Annotated in this window: 20 protein-coding genes; 6 read left to right on the top strand and 14 right to left on the bottom strand. The window is 37.9% G+C overall.

Translation table 11 applies throughout. The annotated features are described in order from the left end of the window. Window positions 1-3: 3 nt before the first annotated feature. From DSM02_RS06195 to rsfS, 5 genes are all read right to left on the bottom strand, one after another. Entirely contained in the window at window positions 4-657 is a 654-nt protein-coding gene (locus DSM02_RS06195) for a phosphatidylserine decarboxylase family protein (protein ID WP_128764802.1), read from the bottom strand. Continuing rightward, complete coding sequence (locus DSM02_RS06190) at window positions 647-1,450, bottom strand: phosphatidate cytidylyltransferase (protein ID WP_128764801.1); 804 nt, start codon at window positions 1,448-1,450, stop codon at window positions 647-649. The genes DSM02_RS06195 and DSM02_RS06190 overlap by 11 nt, the downstream gene beginning before the upstream one ends. A gap of 1 nt (window position 1,451) precedes the next feature. Continuing rightward, window positions 1,452-2,066 carry an LUD domain-containing protein gene (locus DSM02_RS06185; RefSeq protein ID WP_128764800.1) on the bottom strand — a complete coding sequence of 205 codons (615 nt, stop codon included), beginning with the start codon at window positions 2,064-2,066 and terminating at the stop codon, window positions 1,452-1,454. Window positions 2,067-2,172: 106 nt separating this feature from the next. Beyond that, window positions 2,173-4,146, bottom strand: a complete 1,974-nt coding sequence (gene ftsH / locus DSM02_RS06180) for an ATP-dependent zinc metalloprotease FtsH (protein ID WP_128764799.1) — start codon at window positions 4,144-4,146, stop codon at window positions 2,173-2,175. 9 nt (window positions 4,147-4,155) lie between these two features. Beyond that, window positions 4,156-4,527 carry a ribosome silencing factor gene (rsfS, locus tag DSM02_RS06175; RefSeq protein ID WP_073100547.1) on the bottom strand — a complete coding sequence of 124 codons (372 nt, stop codon included), beginning with the start codon at window positions 4,525-4,527 and terminating at the stop codon, window positions 4,156-4,158. An 85-nt stretch (window positions 4,528-4,612) separates the two neighbouring features. Here rsfS and DSM02_RS06170 point away from each other — a divergent pair, with 85 nt between their 5' ends. After that, window positions 4,613-5,341, top strand: a complete 729-nt coding sequence (locus DSM02_RS06170) for a biotin--[acetyl-CoA-carboxylase] ligase (protein ID WP_128764798.1) — start codon at window positions 4,613-4,615, stop codon at window positions 5,339-5,341. Here DSM02_RS06170 and DSM02_RS06165 read toward each other — a convergent pair. Then, window positions 5,338-5,730, bottom strand: coding sequence for an SRPBCC family protein (locus tag DSM02_RS06165; RefSeq protein WP_128761365.1), 393 nt, complete (start codon window positions 5,728-5,730; stop codon window positions 5,338-5,340). The two genes, DSM02_RS06170 and DSM02_RS06165, sit on opposite strands and share 4 nt — an antisense overlap. A 43-nt stretch (window positions 5,731-5,773) precedes the next feature. After that, window positions 5,774-6,427 carry an orotate phosphoribosyltransferase gene (gene pyrE, locus DSM02_RS06160; RefSeq protein ID WP_128761364.1) on the bottom strand — a complete coding sequence of 218 codons (654 nt, stop codon included), beginning with the start codon at window positions 6,425-6,427 and terminating at the stop codon, window positions 5,774-5,776. 7 nt (window positions 6,428-6,434) lie between these two features. Between pyrE and DSM02_RS06155 the strand changes: the two genes are divergently transcribed. After that, window positions 6,435-7,058, top strand: coding sequence for an NUDIX hydrolase (locus tag DSM02_RS06155; RefSeq protein ID WP_164918245.1), 624 nt, complete (start codon window positions 6,435-6,437; stop codon window positions 7,056-7,058). Here DSM02_RS06155 and DSM02_RS06150 read toward each other — a convergent pair. The 3 genes from DSM02_RS06150 to DSM02_RS06140 all read right to left on the bottom strand — a co-directional run bounded on the left by DSM02_RS06150 (window position 7,026) and on the right by DSM02_RS06140 (window position 10,079). Next, window positions 7,026-8,783, bottom strand: a complete 1,758-nt coding sequence (locus DSM02_RS06150; protein ID WP_128764796.1) for a M14 family metallopeptidase — start codon at window positions 8,781-8,783, stop codon at window positions 7,026-7,028. The genes DSM02_RS06155 and DSM02_RS06150 overlap by 33 nt on opposite strands. Window positions 8,784-8,845: 62 nt before the next feature. Beyond that, window positions 8,846-9,508 (bottom strand): uracil-DNA glycosylase family protein, encoded by a 663-nt coding sequence (locus tag DSM02_RS06145; RefSeq protein WP_128761361.1) that lies wholly within the window; start codon window positions 9,506-9,508, stop codon window positions 8,846-8,848. A gap of 7 nt (window positions 9,509-9,515) precedes the next feature. Then, complete coding sequence (locus DSM02_RS06140) at window positions 9,516-10,079, bottom strand: thioredoxin family protein (RefSeq protein WP_128763002.1); 564 nt, start codon at window positions 10,077-10,079, stop codon at window positions 9,516-9,518. Window positions 10,080-10,210: 131 nt separating this feature from the next. On the opposite strand from DSM02_RS06140, the gene DSM02_RS06135 reads away from it, so the two are divergent. Further along, window positions 10,211-10,516, top strand: a complete 306-nt coding sequence (locus DSM02_RS06135) for a phosphoribosylpyrophosphate synthetase (RefSeq protein WP_128761359.1) — start codon at window positions 10,211-10,213, stop codon at window positions 10,514-10,516. Beyond that, window positions 10,516-10,854, top strand: coding sequence for a tRNA-binding protein (locus DSM02_RS06130; RefSeq protein ID WP_128761358.1), 339 nt, complete (start codon window positions 10,516-10,518; stop codon window positions 10,852-10,854). The genes DSM02_RS06135 and DSM02_RS06130 overlap by 1 nt, the downstream gene beginning before the upstream one ends. Before the next feature lie 63 nt (window positions 10,855-10,917). On the opposite strand, the gene DSM02_RS06125 is transcribed toward DSM02_RS06130, so the two are convergent. Both DSM02_RS06125 and DSM02_RS06120 read right to left on the bottom strand, forming a co-directional pair. After that, window positions 10,918-11,292: a DUF779 domain-containing protein gene (locus DSM02_RS06125; RefSeq protein WP_128764795.1), complete on the bottom strand. Its 375-nt coding sequence runs from the start codon at window positions 11,290-11,292 to the stop codon at window positions 10,918-10,920. A 13-nt stretch (window positions 11,293-11,305) separates the two neighbouring features. Further along, window positions 11,306-12,829 (bottom strand): aldehyde dehydrogenase family protein, encoded by a 1,524-nt coding sequence (locus DSM02_RS06120; RefSeq protein ID WP_128764794.1) that lies wholly within the window; start codon window positions 12,827-12,829, stop codon window positions 11,306-11,308. 233 nt (window positions 12,830-13,062) lie between these two features. Between DSM02_RS06120 and DSM02_RS06115 the strand changes: the two genes are divergently transcribed. Then, the gene (locus DSM02_RS06115; RefSeq protein ID WP_128761355.1) at window positions 13,063-13,971 is read left to right on the top strand and encodes an AraC family transcriptional regulator; all 909 of its coding nucleotides are present in this window, start codon (window positions 13,063-13,065) and stop codon (window positions 13,969-13,971) included. Here the strand turns inward: DSM02_RS06115 and DSM02_RS06110 are convergent. Next, window positions 13,968-14,459 (bottom strand): nuclear transport factor 2 family protein, encoded by a 492-nt coding sequence (locus DSM02_RS06110; RefSeq protein WP_128764793.1) that lies wholly within the window; start codon window positions 14,457-14,459, stop codon window positions 13,968-13,970. The genes DSM02_RS06115 and DSM02_RS06110 overlap by 4 nt on opposite strands. A 45-nt stretch (window positions 14,460-14,504) precedes the next feature. Beyond that, a complete protein-coding gene (locus DSM02_RS06105) occupies window positions 14,505-14,885 on the bottom strand; it encodes a DoxX family membrane protein (protein WP_128764792.1) in 381 nt (126 codons plus the stop codon). A 242-nt stretch (window positions 14,886-15,127) separates the two neighbouring features. Here DSM02_RS06105 and katG point away from each other — a divergent pair, with 242 nt between their 5' ends. Continuing rightward, complete coding sequence (gene katG / locus DSM02_RS06100; RefSeq protein ID WP_128764791.1) at window positions 15,128-17,377, top strand: catalase/peroxidase HPI; 2,250 nt, start codon at window positions 15,128-15,130, stop codon at window positions 17,375-17,377. The last annotated feature ends 129 nt before the right edge of the window (window positions 17,378-17,506 follow it).

Genomic DNA, 17,506 nt, shown 5'->3' with positions numbered 1-17,506 from the left:
CGGTTACTTTAAGGTGGCGATGATGCTTTCTGCACCTTTAACTTTCTGGTTGAGTTTAACTGCAATAGGAGTGCCTACAGGTAAATATAAGTCAACTCGGGAACCAAATTTTATAAATCCACTGTCCTCTCCCTGAACAGCATTGTCACCTTTTTTAGCATAATTTACAATGCGTTTAGCCATTGCTCCTGCAATTTGGCGGTATAATATATCTCCAAAGCTTGTAGTTCTAACAACAACAGTGGTGCGCTCGTTTTCTTCAGAAGCTTTAGGATGCCAGGCAACAAGATATTTGCCCGGGTGGTATTTGCTGTAAACTACTTCGCCTGTCGCCGGGTATCTTGTTACGTGAACATTTATGGGAGACATAAAGATTGAAACCTGTAAACGATTTTCTTTAAAATATTCACGTTCGTACACTTCTTCAATAACTACAACTTTACCATCAACAGGGGCAATAATCTCATCAATAGTACCATTTGCAGTTCGGGTAGGATTTCTGAAAAACTGAAGTATGAGTATGAGTAGTACGGCTAAAGCACCATAACATATATATTGCAACCAAACTGGAGATACCCAGGTTTGTGTCGCTATAAATCCCACAGCTACAATAAGTAGTGTTATGATAATTATGGTATAACCTTCTTTATGAAACATATTCAAATACTATTAAAACCAAATAAATAAATGGACTAGCAAACAAAATACTATCTAATCGATCATATAATCCGCCGTGCCCTGGCATCAGGGTTCCACTGTCTTTAACGCCGGCCTCACGTTTTAGTTTAGATTCTATTAAATCACCAAAAGTCCCTAGTGTGCTCATTACTACCGCAAGCGATAGCCAGATATTGAAGTTAAGGCTGTCTGTAAATTTATGAATAAAATAACTGGCAATACAAGCAAAAACGAGCCCTCCAAAAAAGCCTTCAATTGTTTTTTTAGGAGAAATACTCGGAAATAATTTATGGCGTCCAAAACTTTTACCTACAATAAAAGCAAAAGTATCGTTTGTCCATATTAGGATAAATAAACCAGCAACGGTATATGGAGAAAAATCATCGCCGTGTGAAGGGAGTAAGGTTAAAAATACAAAGCTGGCAATGATATAAAATATGGTAATGTGTAACTTTTGAAGTTTCCGGTATTTTCTAAGTTTTTCGCTGAAAAGATTTTTCATTAAATATATTCCGGTAGCTACAGTTAGCCCTAAAAGAACTAGTGTTGCAACTTTTGAAACTTTGTAATAACTGAAAAACAGAATAAAAGAGACCAGTATCAAATAAGTGTACCAAAACTGAAAACCAATGAGTCTTAAGAATTCACGCAAGGTGATAATACCGAAGAGTAAGAACAACAGGATATACCATTTCTCTGAATAGAAAATGGAAAACAATAAGATGACAACATATAAAAAGCCGGAAAGTGCTCTTACGGTAATTTCGCGCATACTACAAATCTTCTAGTAGTAATAAATAAAGATTTTTTGCACTACTGCCATAGCTCATAAAATCTTTTGCCCCTTCTTTAGGTTCAAAATTTTTAATCGTGGTGATGTTTGTAGGTATTTGTCCTGTGTTTTTCTTTTTAATGCCTCTTAAACCTTCGCCAATACTGTTTACAATTTGACTTGTTGTTGCAAATATTACTAAGTTCTGAGGAAGCTCTTTTAATTTTTTCTCTTTGATTTGATTTGAAGAGATTAAGAGACTGCCATCATCTGCAATTAGATTTTCACAAGTTGATAAAAAGAACTTTGCCTCTTTTTCTCTGCCAAATTTTAAATTATAGCCTTTAAAAAGATCTTCTAATTTGTCATCAAGACAATAGACGTCTTGCTCGTACCAATCGTTTTCAAGAAGGATGTTGTCAAAACTTTCATGAACTTCATCCATATCGACACAGTACAAAAATTTACCGCCATTGAGGATGAAATGTTTAGTAAAGCGTTCATCTGCCGGAGCGGTGACATCAGGCATATATTTACCTCGTTCTTTAGTAGAACCTTCGGGTTTGTCTGCGCTTGGCGAAATTTTCTGCTTAAAAAGCTTTTTTAAGATACTCATAAATGAGTGGATATTCGTCTAAATTTAGGATTCTATCAAATATAAAAAATCTTAACTCAACAACGTGTCAAGTTAAGATTTTATATTGATTGCAAATGCTAAGATTCTAACTTTCGCTTACAGGAAGATTCTTAGTTTCAGCTTCGATGTTTTTGTCAAAAGGGCGTTTTCCAAATATTTTTTCTAAGTTATCTTTGAAAATCACCTCTTTATCTAGAAGAACTTCTGCAAGTTCATTCAATTTATCTTTATTGTCTTCTAGGATTTGAATAGCACGTTGATATTGCTCTTCAATAATCTTTGAAATTTCTTTATCAATAAGTTCTGCAGTTTTTTCACTGTAAGGCTTACTGAAGTTATACTCATTCTGCCCTGAAGAATCGTAATAAGTTAAGTTACCGATCTCATCGTTTAAACCATAAGTAGTTACCATCATTCGCGCTTGTTTAGTCACTTTTTCTAAGTCACTAAGGGCTCCTGTAGAGATTTTATCAAAGGTTACTTTTTCGGCAGCACGACCACCCATAGCAGCACACATCTCGTCAAGCATCTGTTCAGGGCGTACAATTAATCGCTCTTCTGGTAAATACCAAGCAGCTCCTAATGAACGACCACGAGGAACAATCGTGACCTTTACTAAAGGTGCAGCGTGTTCAAGCATCCAACTAACAGTGGCGTGACCAGCTTCGTGAAAAGCAATTGCTTTTTTCTCGTCTGGAGTGATGATTTTATTTTTCTTTTCTAGTCCTCCTACTATACGATCTACCGCATCTAAAAAGTCTTGACGACCAACGGCTGATTTGCCTTGCCGTGCAGCGATAAGAGCAGCCTCATTACACACATTGGCTATATCTGCACCAGAGAATCCAGGTGTTTGTTTAGCCATAAACTCTGTATCTAACTCTTCAGCCACTTTTTTAAGTGGACGCAAGTGAACTTCAAAAATCTCTTTACGTTCTCTAACGTCAGGAAGGTCTACATAAATCTGACGGTCAAAACGACCGGCGCGCATCAGTGCAGTATCTAAAACATCTGCACGGTTGGTAGCAGCAATAACGATAACATTAGTGTTTGTTCCAAAACCATCCATCTCTGTTAGAAGTTGGTTTAATGTATTTTCACGTTCATCGTTAGATCCACTAAAATTAGCTTTACCACGAGCTCTACCTATTGCATCAATCTCATCAATAAAAATAATAGCAGGAGATTTTTCTTTTGCTTGTTTAAAAAGGTCACGTACCCGCGAAGCACCTACACCTACAAACATCTCTACAAAGTCAGAACCAGAAAGCGAAAAGAATGGGACTTTAGCTTCACCGGCAACTGCTTTTGCGAGTAAAGTTTTACCAGTTCCCGGAGGTCCTACGAGTAATGCTCCTTTTGGGATTTTACCTCCAAGATTTGTGTATTTTTCAGGATTCTTTAAGAAATCTACAATCTCTTGTACTTCTTCTTTAGCTCCTTCAAGCCCAGCAACATCTTTAAACGATGTTTTGACATCGGTTTTTTCATCAAAAAGTTTTGCTTTAGATTTCCCTATATTGAAAATCTGACCGCCAGCACCACCAGCACCACCAGAAGACATTCTGCGCATTATAAAGATCCAAATACCAATAATGATAGCAATGGGCAGTAGCATAGTGAAGAGATCGCTGGCCCAAGTGTTATCAGGTGGTAAATTTTTAGTTTTGAAATCATTATCAACCTTCAAAGCTGCTAGGGAATTCTCAAAATTTTCAAGGGTTCCGTAGCGATATTCATAGTCAGCACCACCACTACTACTAAAAAGGTTCATGCCATTATCTGCAGGCTTCGTGTGCTTTTCTTTGTTTTTTGCATCATCTGTTAGGTAGATATAAGCGACACGTTTACTAGGAGTAGTACTTATGTCTATTCTTTTTACATCACCATCTTTAATAACCGAAATTAGCTGATCCTGTAAAATCTCTTTTGGATTTCCATGATCGGAGCCACTGCTGAAAATATTAAGAGCTAAGAATACAAGTATTATCGCGGTGTAAATCCACCAAGCGCTAAATTTAGGCTTATTAGGAGCGGGCTTTTTTGATTTGTCTGCCATTGATTTTTTTTAATAATTTGATTCAATTGATGTTACTTTGGCATCTCCCCAAAGGCTTTCAATGTCATAATATTCCCTGATATGCTTTTGAAAAACGTGTACCACAACGTGTACGTAATCCATCAGCACCCATTCAGCATTTTGCGTGCCTTCTACGTGCCAGGGCTTATCTTTAAGTTTTTTGCTTACGGTTTTTTGAATTGAATTTACAATGGCAGTAACCTGCGTATTAGAAGTACCATTGCATACGATAAAGTAGTCACAAACCATGTTCTCTATCTCCCTAAGGTCTAATAAATCAATGTTTTGACCCTTCACTTCTTCAATCCCTTCTAGAATAGTTGTAATTAGTTGATCTGTACTTACTTCTTTTTTTGCCATTAAATCTTTTTTAGTCTGGCAAAGTTATTACAATTTTGTTTCATAGTGTTTCTTGTGATAACATTTAAGCCATTCTATTTACAGCATGAAAGTAGTCAAACTTAATGCCACAACTTCTACAAATTCGTACTTAAGAGCCTATACAAAAGAGTTCGACTCAGAAAGTGATGTTCTGGTCTGGACTTTAGACCAAAGAGCGGGTAGAGGACAACGTGGTGCTTCGTGGGAGTCAGAGTCGGGTAAAAACCTTACGTTTAGTGTGTTTAAGCGTGTAAAAGGTTTGCCGGTGGGTAAATCTTTTTACATTACAATGGCAACTTCGCTTGCTATTTATGAGGTTTTAGAAGAGTTTGGAGTTGAGAATATATCTGTTAAATGGCCAAACGACATATTGGCAGGTAAATCTAAAATTTGCGGTATACTTATAGAAAGTGTGATACGTAACGGTCTTTATGCTGTCATAATTGGTGTTGGGCTCAACATCAATCAGAAAGTATTTAAACATGCACCACGTGCAACTTCGCTAGCTTTAGAAACCGGAAAGATTTTTGACCTAGAAGAAGTTTTAGAGTTTCTCATAATCAAGTTTTACAAATACGTCGCATTTCTCACGCAAGGTGCATTTGAAACGCTCAAAACTGAATATGAAGACAAACTTTTTAGAAAAGGAAAAGCTTCAACTTTTAAATCCAATACCGGAGAACTTTTCACCGGTATCATAACCGAAGTATCAAAAACAGGAAAGCTCATCTTACAACTGGAAGATGAGCTTTACAAAGAGTTTGACCTCAAAGAACTTAAACTGCTCTATTAGATTTTTTGCAAGTTCTCGGTGAGCGTTTGAATGAATTTTGTGATAGGTCCTTTGATCATCATAGACATCATCGCGTTAAATTCACCTTCAAATTCAAAATATGCCTCGCTGCTTTTTTCAGTAAGTTCTTTAATGTTTGCAGTTAGTGTAAAAGGTAATTTTTCACTCGCAGCACCTAAAACTACTTTATTAAAAGGCACGCTATTTTTTAATTCTAAAACAATATCCGGCATTCCTTTTAGGGCAAAAAGGAAACGTTTGTCGCTTAAAATTTCAAATTTACTAATGCTGTCTGGCATCAATTGTTTGTAATTATTCACATCAATAAGAAAGTTGAAAATTGTTTCAGGACTTTTATCAATGGTTTTCTTAGGGCTTTCTATATACATAGGTTTAGTAGTCTGTAAAAATTTGAAATTAAGCGTTAAGTATTTATTCTGAGGCTGCAGCTTCCCAGGTGTCTGGAGAAAGACGCCAGGTCTGCAAGGTTAAGCGTTCTTTTTCTGAAATATATCGTGTGTCTGAAGCTTGCTCTAAAAGATGTTCATAGTCGCTTAGTGTGTGCAAGTCTATACCATATTCTTCAAAATTGGTTTTAGAAATATCAAAACCATAGGTAAAAATAGCCAGCATCCCTTTTACATTGGCTTCAGCGGCTTTTAATGCTTCCACAGCCATAAGACTACTCTTGCCGGTACTGATAAGATCTTCAACGACAACAACAGATTGACCAGGCTCTAATTTTCCTTCGATTTGATTTTGTCGTCCGTGCTTTTTCGCCTCTGGCCTAATATAGATAAAAGGCAGGTTTAAGAAGTCTGCAACCAGCATGCCTATACCTATGGCGCCTGTTGCAACACCTGCGATCACGTCTGGCTTTCCATAAAGCTGTTCTATTTGGTTAGCAATGTTTTCTCGTAAGTAGTTGCGTATGTGCGGATACGACAAAGTAATGCGGTTATCGCAATAAATAGGTGATTTCCACCCGCTGGCCCACGTGAAGGGGTTTTGTGGTTGTAATTTAATTGCATTAATTTGCAATAACAACTCAGCTGTTTTTTTAGCTGTTTCCTTTTTTAAGATCATGGTACAAATGTATAAAGTTTTTGTAAATGATGTGCCGATAATACTTTCAACTGAAAAGTATATTGGAGAAAATTACACATCCATTCCTATAAAACGTGCAAAAATAAAAAGCATTATTAAACAGGTGAATCGTGGTCAACTCACGCACATCAATCTCTATCATCCTAAAGCCAGTAAATTACTCAAGTTTTTGAAGAAAAAACTTCCTGTAGTTATCGCCGGTGGTGGAATGGTTTTTAACAAGCATTCTGAAATTCTTTTTATCAAGCGCAATGGAAAATGGGATTTGCCAAAAGGAAAATTGGAAAAAAATGAAACCATTGAAGAATGTGCCATACGTGAGGTAAGTGAAGAGACAGGTTGCCAAAATCTGGTGCTAGGTGATCTTATAACGATTACATATCACATTTTTAAACGAGGCGGAAAGTTTAAACTTAAAGAGACTTACTGGTATAAGATGACTTCAGATTATGAGGGAGCTTTAGCACCACAGCCTTCTGAAGGTATTAAAAAAGTTCGTTGGAAGAATTTTGAAAAATCTCAAAAGGCGCTGACTAAATCTTACGAGAACATCAAGTTGTTATTCCCTAAAGAATATTTAATTAGTAATCCGAAAGATCGGGTAGCGTAGATAAGCTTCTTCGTAGTTTGAAGAATGCTCATAGATCCACTCCAGTTGCGCATACCAGTTTTTAGCAAATGATGTGTCATCTTGCTTTTTAGCTTCAAATGCCGCTTTCAACTTTTGATCAGAGTCTAACAATTCCTTAGCGCGGTCTTCCCAGACATATGGTGAGAAATGTTCTTTTTGTTGCAAAATGGTATCAAAGTAATTCCAGTTAAAAAAGGAATCTATGCCAGAGGGCTCTAACATTTCAATAATGTAGCGCAAGCCAGACTGGTTTGTTTCTACAAGATAATCCCCGGCACGTACAGCAACTTCTTTTCTTGTGGTTGTTACTTTTGTGTTGGAATGCAGGTAATGACCTTCATAAGGTTGAGATCGCGTCTGATAATCGGCAATGTGATAAATTTCAGCAGTTAGAATACTGTCTTTTTTAAAACGTTCAAAATGAATTTCATTTTCCTTCAAACGCTCAATTACTTGATGCCAGCCTTGTGGAATAATATAAGCACGGGGGATGCTTACTTCCTTAACAGGCTTCATATAGTTGTAATAGGTAACTTCTTTTTCAAAAGGTTTGTCTCTGTTGTACTTTAAACGTGGCATGCCGGTAACAGAACTGGTTTGTTGTACGCCTTCATATCCTAAAAAAGCGAGCGTTGTTGTTTTACTGCTGTCAATGTCAAAATGTAATGCGTAGTTTTTTCCAATTAAAGAACCGCTTTTGTACAAAGAATCTTGTTCTCTTCTGAGGTGTTGCATTTTAGCGCCATCTTTCTCAACGATGCTTAGCATAGATTTCATCAATTCGTAGGTGCCTTCAACACGTTGTTTATAAGGTTTGAGCATATGTGTTTCTACCATCATTCCAAATGTATTCCACAAGGTGCTGTAACCTGTAGAGTACCGGGGATAGTCCATAAATTGTGAAAAACCAATTTCCGGAACTTGGTTAAATACATTCACATATGGTGTGATCGGCCAGTCTTTTTCAGCTAAATCTTTCTCTAATTGGGGTTGCAATTCTTCGTGTAAATACGCGCCGGGTTTGCCGCCTAATTTATTGTGTTGTGTAAATAAATGTGTGAGCACATATTGATAATCTGCACCATTACTTACGTGATTATCTATCAGCACATCAGGATCAATCATGTGGTAGATGTCTGCAAAGGTTCGTGCATTGCGGGTGTCTGCTTTTACAAAATCCCGATTGAGATCATAATTCTGAGCATTTCCTCTAAAACCGTATTCTTCTGGACCGTTTTGATTGGCACGTGTGCCGGTATTTCGGCTTAGGGAACCGCCCGTATTGTAAATTGCGATTGCACCGATCCAGGTTTTTTCAGGAGCGTCAATAGTACCATTTGCCAGATCTCGCATCAGCATCATTGTAGCGTCTATTCCATCGGATTCTCCAGGATGAATACCGTTGTTGATGAGAATTCGTGTCACATCTTTTGCGTCGGAAAATTCAGAATCAAAAGTTCGATCCGTATTAAAAGTTACAAGAGTAAGTGGTTTGCCACTGTCTGTAGAACCTATTTCATAGGTTTTAATAGCTACATAAGCTTCGTCGAGATCAGCATAATAATCCATCACTTCTTGATAGGTTGGTGTTTGGTTGCCATCTCCTTTCTCAAATGGAGTTGTGAGGTCAAAATCTTCCGGTTTTGGCTTTTCGGCGCAAGCCAAAACTAAAATTGTAACTAAGCTGAGTAGGGATATTTTCATTAGAATAGAATATTGAGAAAGCTAAAATTAAGAATTAATACAAGTTTGGAGATGTTGATTCTTTAAGACTTCTCAAAGAATTCACGGTATTGCTGAATTCGGAAATCAAAAGTATTAAACTGCGGATTTTTTAATTTTTGATCTTTGTATTGCTTCATACTGCCAATGGCTCTGTTAGCTGCCCCGGAAGGAGCGGTGAGTGAGACCGTTTTTACAGTTCTGCCATCTAGTTTAAATTGATGAATACGCGGTACCTTACTGGAAACAACATCTAATTTGAGTTGATTTTCTTTAGCCTGACGACGAAAAAAATACTCAGGGCCGTTCTTGCTATTTCCGCCCGTAAAGATTAAAGTATCTATCTGTATATGTGTTCTTAAATATGTGATGAGATCGCGTAGCACTACTTCCTGCATTCCCAGATCTGAAGCATCTATTTTATTTCGCTTTGCCGAAGCTACAATGTCACAAACGCCAATTTTATTTCTTTTCAAAAAGTGGCATCTTTGGTCAATGGCTTGGGCAGTATTCTCATAGACCAGATTAAGATCAAAAATGTTATCTAAAATAGGCCAGAGCATTCCGTTTTTGCTTCCGTAGCAAAAGTCTACATCTTCAGGAAGTAATTCGCCAGTTGTAAATCGAGGTGGAGGTAAGGTACCTACAATAAGTTTTGTAGCTTCTTTAAGATTAAAGGGCGCGTAAGGATGAATGTGGTCAAACATAAACCTTTTAGTTTTCAGGTTTCCACTTGATACCGCAGCCTAAACTGGGTTTTTGTAGTTCGTTTTGTTTTCTGTTATTAAATACATTATCAAGAGCTTCGCGTAAATCTCTTCCATTTACGGGAATACCATTTCCCGGTCTAGAATCATCAAGCTGACCGCGATATATGAGTTTCAATTCGGCATCAAATAGGTAAAAATCAGGAGTACACGCTGCATCGTAATCTTTAGCAACCTGCTGGCTTTCATCATATAAATAGGGAAAAGAGTAATTATACTTACGGGCATTGTCACGCATCAACCAAGGACTGTCTTCTGGATAGTTCTCCACATCATTGCTGCTTATTGCGATAAAACCAAACCCCAGAACTCTGTAATCATTTGCGATGCGCACGATCTCATCATTCACGTGTTTTACAAAAGGGCAATGATTGCATAGGAACATGATAACGGTACCACGTTCTCCGGCAGCTTCGGTCAACGTGACGTGCTTGTTAGTAAGTGGGTTGAGCAATGAAAAAAAAGGAGCGCTAGTGCCCAGTTGTAGCATATTTGATGAAGTTCTTGCCATAGTTTTAAATCTTCTGTATAAACTACAAGATAGGTCGGTAAAAGCTGTTAAGTGTTACAAATACTAAAGTTGTTTTAAATCTTTGGGCTCGGTTTAAAGCCTTCGTAACTTTAATCAAAATCCAAGATATTATGAAAAATACATATAGTTCGCTATCAAAAGCGATTGAAGATTTACAGAGTAAAGGATACGATACAGATTTTAATTTAGTAGATGATGGTGTCGAATCTAAAGCGCATAAAAAGACCTGGACTGCAGGTCAGATTGAAGTAGAAGATGCGATGCGTTTTGAAGGAATGACCGATCCCGGAGATAATAGTGTTTTATACGTGATCAATACCCACAGCGGAGAAAAAGGATTGCTAGTGGATGCTTATGGAGCGTATAGCGGTCAGATCTCAAAAGAAATGATCGAAAAGCTTAGAATAGAGCATTAATGGCAAATGATTTAAGTTGGTCTGAATTTGAACGCGTAGAAATGCGTGTTGGGACCATTATGACCGTAAGTGATTTTCCTGAAGCCAGAAAACCCGCATTCCAGTTGCAAATAGATTTTGGAGAAGCAATTGGAGTTTTAAAAACTTCAGCTCAGATAACAAAAAAATATGAGCGTACAGATCTGGTGGGAAAACAAGTTATTGCGGTTGTGAATTTTCCTAAAAAACAGATTGCAAACTTTATGAGCGAATGTCTTTTGCTGGGCGCTGTAGAGGGTGGGGAAGTAACGCTTCTAAACCCAGATATGCCTGTTAAAAATGGTTTGCGAGTAGGATAATACAAAGCATTATTGATAAAATAAAAGCCTCCCGTCGGGAGGCTTTTTGCAGTTCAATTTTATTTAGTTTTCACCGCTACGGGTTGGGCTGAGGTCTTTTGCTTCTTCTTCACTATACAACCTAGATTTGATTACAAACCGAATCCCCAATGGTATTTCTAAAGAGAAACTAGATCCGCGACCTGAAGTAATATCGACAGTGAGTTGGGTGTGTTTCCAATATTCAAATTGGTCTTTAGACATAAAAAAATCACACCCGTGTATAGTCCCCAGATAAACATCTGTCTCATTGATCATAAGATCTCCCTTGGGAAAACACATAGGAGATGAGCCATCGCAACAACCACCGCTTTGATGAAACATCAATTCGCCATGTTCTTCCCGCAGTTGATCTATAATCTGTTTAGCTGCTTCTGTTACTTCAACACGTTCTGTCATAAACTTTATTTTATTAGAAAAAGCCCATTGCTTTTTTGTCGTAAGAGATTAACATGTTCTTAGTGTGACGGTAGTGAGCTAACATCATTTTGTGATTTTCACGACCAATACCAGACTTCTTATAGCCTCCAAAGGGTGCGTGAGCAGGGTAATTATGATAATTATTTACCCAAATACGTCCTGCTTTTATAGCTCTAGAGATTTGGTATGCCTGATGGGTATCACGCGTCCATACTCCTGCTCCTAAACCGTAAAGTGTGTCGTTTGCAACTTCTATGGCATCAGCTTCATCTTTAAAAGAAGTCACGCATAAAACAGGTCCAAAAATTTCTTCTTGAAAGACACGCATCTTATTGTTCCCCTTCAAGATAGTAGGTTGTATATAATAACCGCCTTCAAGGCCCTCATTGTAGGCAGCACCACCACCGCAAAGTACCTCGGCTCCTTCTTCTTTACCAATGTTGATGTAGTTCAATATTTTCTCATATTGATCATTAGAAGCCTGAGCTCCCATCATCGTATCGGGACTCAAAGGGTGACCTAGTTTTATAGCTTTGGTACGCTCTACTACGCGTTCTACAAAAGCATCAAAAATACTTTCTTGTACTAACAGTCGTGAGGGACATGTACAAACTTCACCTTGATTTAAAGCGAACATGGTTGCCCCTTCTAGGCATTTGTCAAAAAACTCATCATCTGCATCCATTACACTTTCAAAGAAAACATTAGGTGATTTGCCACCCAGTTCTAGGGTTACAGGAGTTATGTTTTTTGAAGCATATTGCATAATTAGCTGACCGGTCGTGGTCTCTCCGGTAAATGCAATTTTGTTAATACGAGAACTAGAGGCGAGAGGCTTACCGGCTTCGGCACCAAAACCGTTTACGATATTGAGTACACCTGCGGGTAAGATATCTTCAATCAACTCCATTAAAATTAGGATGCCTACTGGGGTTTGCTCCGCAGGTTTAAGAACAACACAATTACCGGCGGCAAGAGCAGGCGCGAGTTTCCAGGTTGCCATAAGTATTGGGAAATTCCAAGGGATTATCTGCCCTACAACACCCAGTGGTTCTGTAACGTTGAGACAGACCGTGTTGCTATCTAATTCACTAACCGAGCCTTCTTCTGCTCTAATAACACCGGCAAAGTATCTAAAATGATCTACAGCCAGTGGTAAATCGGCAGCCATCGTTTCACGTATTGCCTTACCGTTATCCCAGGTTTCAGCGCGTGCAAGCGCTTCTAGATTTTGTTCCATCACATCAGCAATCTTTAATAATAAATTACTGCGGTACGCTGCTGCTGAGTTGTTCCATTCCGGGGCGGCAGCCCAAGCGGCGTCTATTGCTTTCTCAATATCTTCGGCTGTTGAACGAGGAATCTTAGTAAAGTTGGCTCCGTCCACAGGAGACACATTCTCAAAATACTGTCCTTTTATAGGGGAAGTCCATTTTCCACCTATAAAATTTTCATATTGATCTTTAAATTTTGGCTTCTCTATAACGTTTACGGAAGCAGTTTTTACATCACTCATAAGGTTTGTTTTTAAGAAATTATACGTTGAATTACTGAGGTTTTTATATAGAAAAATGCAGGGTGCATTTTTAAGTGATTTAAAGTTAAGTAACTCATTATCTGATAGGTTGACCTATTCTATCAAAAAAGTGTACAATTCTCTCAAAATTTGATGATTTGTTAATTTTAGGTTTGATAAATTGTATATTTAATACAGAAAGGAGTCTTGTTTAAGAATAGTACAATTTGATCATGCAATTGCCCGAATCTTTTTATAAAAACCGAAAACTTGAAAATCTGGTAGAAAATCAGACTTCATATACCTTAAATAATGCAGCGATGCATGTATTTGAGACGCATCAGCAAGCGGAACGGGTGTTGCTTCAATTTGATAAACCGGTTTTGGCGAGTATGCTTCATGGTAAAAAAATCATGCACCTGAGGGATCATAATAGCTTCGATTTTTTACCGGGTGAATCATTGATACTTCCTGCAGATGAATTGATGTGTATAGATTTCCCGGATGCTCAAGAGCGCAATCCTACCAGATGTTTAGCAATGGCTATTGCAGAAGAAAAAATCAAGAATGTACTGACCTTGATGAATGAGAATATGAGTAAAGATGAAGGTAGAGAATGGAGCTTGATGGATTACAATTTTCATTTTACCAATGATGCTGGGATTTTTCAAATATTACAGCGTTTGCTGTATCTTTTTACAGAAAACCACCCTTCTAAAGATTTTTTTGTAGACAATATGCTTCAGGAGTTGATTGTGCGTATTTTACAAACTAATAACCGAAAAATTTACACCGACAAAGCTCTTAAATTGAGTAGTGATAATAGACTGGCTTTTATAATTCAATACATCAGAGCGCATTTAAACGAATCTCTTTCTGTAGCGTTTTTAAGTAAAAAAGCCTGTATGAGTGAGTCTAATTTTTACAGAGTCTTTAAAAATGAATTAGGGATATCTCCTGTAGATTTTATCAATACCGAGCGAATTAAACTTGCGGTGAGCTTATTACAAGATCCAAAGCGTAAAATAAAAAATGTTTATTTAGAATGCGGTTTTGAAAGTAGATCCTATTTTAATAGAGTTTTTAAACGAATGAATAAACTTTCTCCTGGTGCTTTTCAAGCAAAGGCAGGACTGACCTAAGCTTCTTCCTGAAAGGATTTCATTTTATGCAAATAATTAGAAAGCGCTTTACTGGTTTGTTGCTGAATTTTCAATTTCATGAACTTCGTCCAGCCTAGAAGTAAGCCTTTAAACCCTAAAGCTTGTCTGCTCCATTTATAAAGGTCAAAGTGATCCGTGTGTTGTACGATCTTTCCATTTTGAAAACTGAAGGTTCCCACAACGTGATTAACTACTCTTCTTTTTTGCGGCCCATATAAATAAGTAGCCGTCCACTTTGCACTCCCGTTATAATCGTTGGCTTGTATCTCGCTGTATTCAATTTTAAGACCATCACCACCACGCTCGTTGAGCATAAACCACATTGCTATGGCCCGTTCACCGCGAATGCTACCAAAAACAGGATCTTCAAAAATGATGTTTTTAGAATAGCAAGCAGTCATTGCTTGCGGATCGTGATTTTTAAAAGAACTATAAAAAGTCTCTAGAATTTCCTCATTAGGATGCATAGACAAAGCAGTTGAATAAGCAGCAAGTTAGCACATCACAAAAAACTATTTATTGAATAATGGCTTTAGTTTATCTCTACTTTCAAAAAGAAACCAGATGTCTATCCCAAAAAATAGTAAAGCGATCACTAAGCCGCTGGGTTCATTTAAAATATGAATTAATAGTATACCTATTAAAATAGGGAAGAGCATAACAGCCCCTAAAGCACGGGTTTGTTTAAACATTACAAGTATTCCACCTAAAACCTCGACGACTGCTATAAGTGGCATAAGCCAGGCAATGGTTGTAAATGCACTGAAAATTTCTAGCATTTCTGGACTCATGTCTTCTGGCATAGGCATATAGTTGAAAAATTTATTCAATCCGCTATTAATAAACATCAATCCGAAAAGAATACTTATGATAAGCAAAATCTTGTTTTTCATAATAAAAGATTTTTAGGAGCATAAAAGTTACTGAAATTCTAAACTTAATATAACAATAAATTCAATTTAAGTCTTCACAAAATTTCCTTGAAATTCAGTAAATTGAGGGAAATTAAAGAATTCAATCGTTTTAAATAAGTAAACCTTATTGATTTATAAAAACTATAAATCAAAACTATTAAATCTTGTTTTAAATATTGTATTTCTTTACTTCAGAATTTACATCTAATAAACACATATTTATGGAAAATCAAAATAGCAAAGATCACGGAACAGACGGAAAAGTTTGGGACGTAAATGAATCAGCAAAATGTCCTTTTCTTAATGGGGAAATGAACCATATCACGGGTCAGGGAACTACAAATAGAGATTGGTGGCCAAACCAGTTGAACTTAAATATACTTAAGCAAAACTCATCTTTAGTAGATCCTATGGATGAAGATTTTGACTATGCTGAAGCATTTAAATCATTAGATCTTGCTGCCGTAAAACAAGATTTGTATGATGTGATGACTAACAGTCAGGACTGGTGGCCTGCAGATTACGGGCATTACGGGCCTTTCTTTATCCGTATGGCGTGGCACGCAGCCGGTACTTATCGTATACACGACGGTAGAGGTGGTGCTTGTAGTGGTCAACAACGTTTCGCTCCGCTTAATAGCTGGCCAGATAACGCCAATCTAGATAAAGCAAGGCTATTATTATGGCCAATTAAAAAGAAATACGGTAACCAACTTTCTTGGGCAGATTTACTGGTTCTAGCCGGTAACTGTGCCCATGAATCTATGGGGCTTAAGATGTATGGTTTTGCCGGAGGTCGTAAAGATGTATGGGAACCAGAAGAAGTTTATTGGGGAGCAGAAACCGAATGGTTAGGCAATAAAGAACGTTATGAAGGTGGTGAATTAGAAAAAGCTTTAGGCGCTGCGCATATGGGATTGATCTATGTGAATCCTGAAGGTCATAATGCAAATCCAGACCCTGTTGAATCAGCGCATTTTATCCGTGAGACTTTTGGGCGTATGGCGATGAACGATTATGAGACTGTAGCTTTGATTGCAGGGGGACATACCTTTGGTAAAACCCACGGTGCGGCAGATCCTGAAGAGTATGTAGAAGCAGAACCTGCAGCAGCCGGTATTGAAGCTATGGGAATGGGATGGAAAAATAACTTTGGCTCTGGTAAAGGAGCAGATACCATCACCAGTGGATTAGAAGGAGCGTGGACAGATACTCCAACACAATGGAGCAATAAATATTTTGAAAACTTATTCGGTTACGAGTGGGAATTAACTAAAAGTCCGGCGGGTGCTCACCAATGGAAACCTAAGGGGGATGCAGGTGCGGGTACTGTACCAGATGCGCACAGACCTGAAGTGAAGCACGCACCTTTTATGTTGACCACAGATTTGTCTTTACGTTTTGATCCTGCTTACGAGAAGATATCAAGACATTTTATGGAAAACCCGGAAGAATTTGCAGATGCTTATTCTCGTGCCTGGTTTAAATTGACGCATCGTGATATGGGACCTAAAGCATGTTATTTAGGACCCGAAGTTCCTCAGGAAGATTTAATCTGGCAAGATCCTATTCCAGCGGTAGATTATGAATTGGTTTCAGAAGTAGATATTGCACAATTAAAAAATACAATTCTTAACGCAGGTCATTCAATATCAGAATTGGTTTCTGTGGCTTGGGCTTCAGCTTCTACTTTTAGAGGTTCTGATAAACGAGGAGGAGCAAACGGAGCGCGTGTACGTTTTGCACCACAAAGAACTTGGGATGTAAATAATCCGGAGCAATTAGACGCAGTATTGAACACCTTAGAAGGGATTCAGAAGTCTTTCAATGATTCGCAAGGCGGAAATAAGAAAGTATCAATTGCAGATCTTATTGTTCTGGCAGGTAGCGCAGCTGTAGAGAAAGCAGCTCAAAATGCAGGCCATAATATCGAAGTGCCGTTCACTCCTGGTCGCACAGACGCCCTTGAGGAGCAAACAGATGCTTCTGCATTTGATGCCTTAGAACCGGTTGCTGATGGTTTTAGAAATTACCTAAAAGATGTTTTCAGTATTAAAGCTGAAGAATTCTTAATAGATCGTGCTCAGCTGTTGACGCTTACTCCTCCAGAAATGACTGTGCTTGTAGGTGGTCTGCGTGTATTGAATACTAATTTTGATAAATCTCACAACGGTGTATTTACGGATAAGCCAGAAACATTGACTAATGATTTCTTTGTGAATCTTTTAGATATGAACACAACTTGGAAATCAATTTCAGAAGATGATAACCTGTTTGAAGGTAGTGACCGCAATACCGGTGAGAAAAAATGGACCGGTACCCGTGTTGATCTAATCTTTGGTTCCAATTCAGAATTGAGAGCTTTAGCAGAATCGTATGCATTAGCGGATTCTGGTGAGCGTTTTGTAAAGCACTTTGTGAAGAGCTGGACTAAAGTGATGAACTTAGACCGTTTTGATCTAAAAGCGTAATTCAAGTTAATTATAGTAGAAAAGGCGACCTTATGAGGTCGCCTTTTTTTATTGGCATCACCAAAGGGTTTAAAACCTCAGAGGATTGCCATGAAACTGAAAATTTGTTTCTAACAAATGCCTCCTGGG

Source organism: Leeuwenhoekiella polynyae, assembly GCF_004104075.1.
GTDB classification, from domain to species: domain Bacteria; phylum Bacteroidota; class Bacteroidia; order Flavobacteriales; family Flavobacteriaceae; genus Leeuwenhoekiella; species Leeuwenhoekiella polynyae.
The sequence above is the reverse complement of the archived record's forward strand: the minus strand, read 5'-3'. Positions and strand labels throughout refer to the sequence as shown.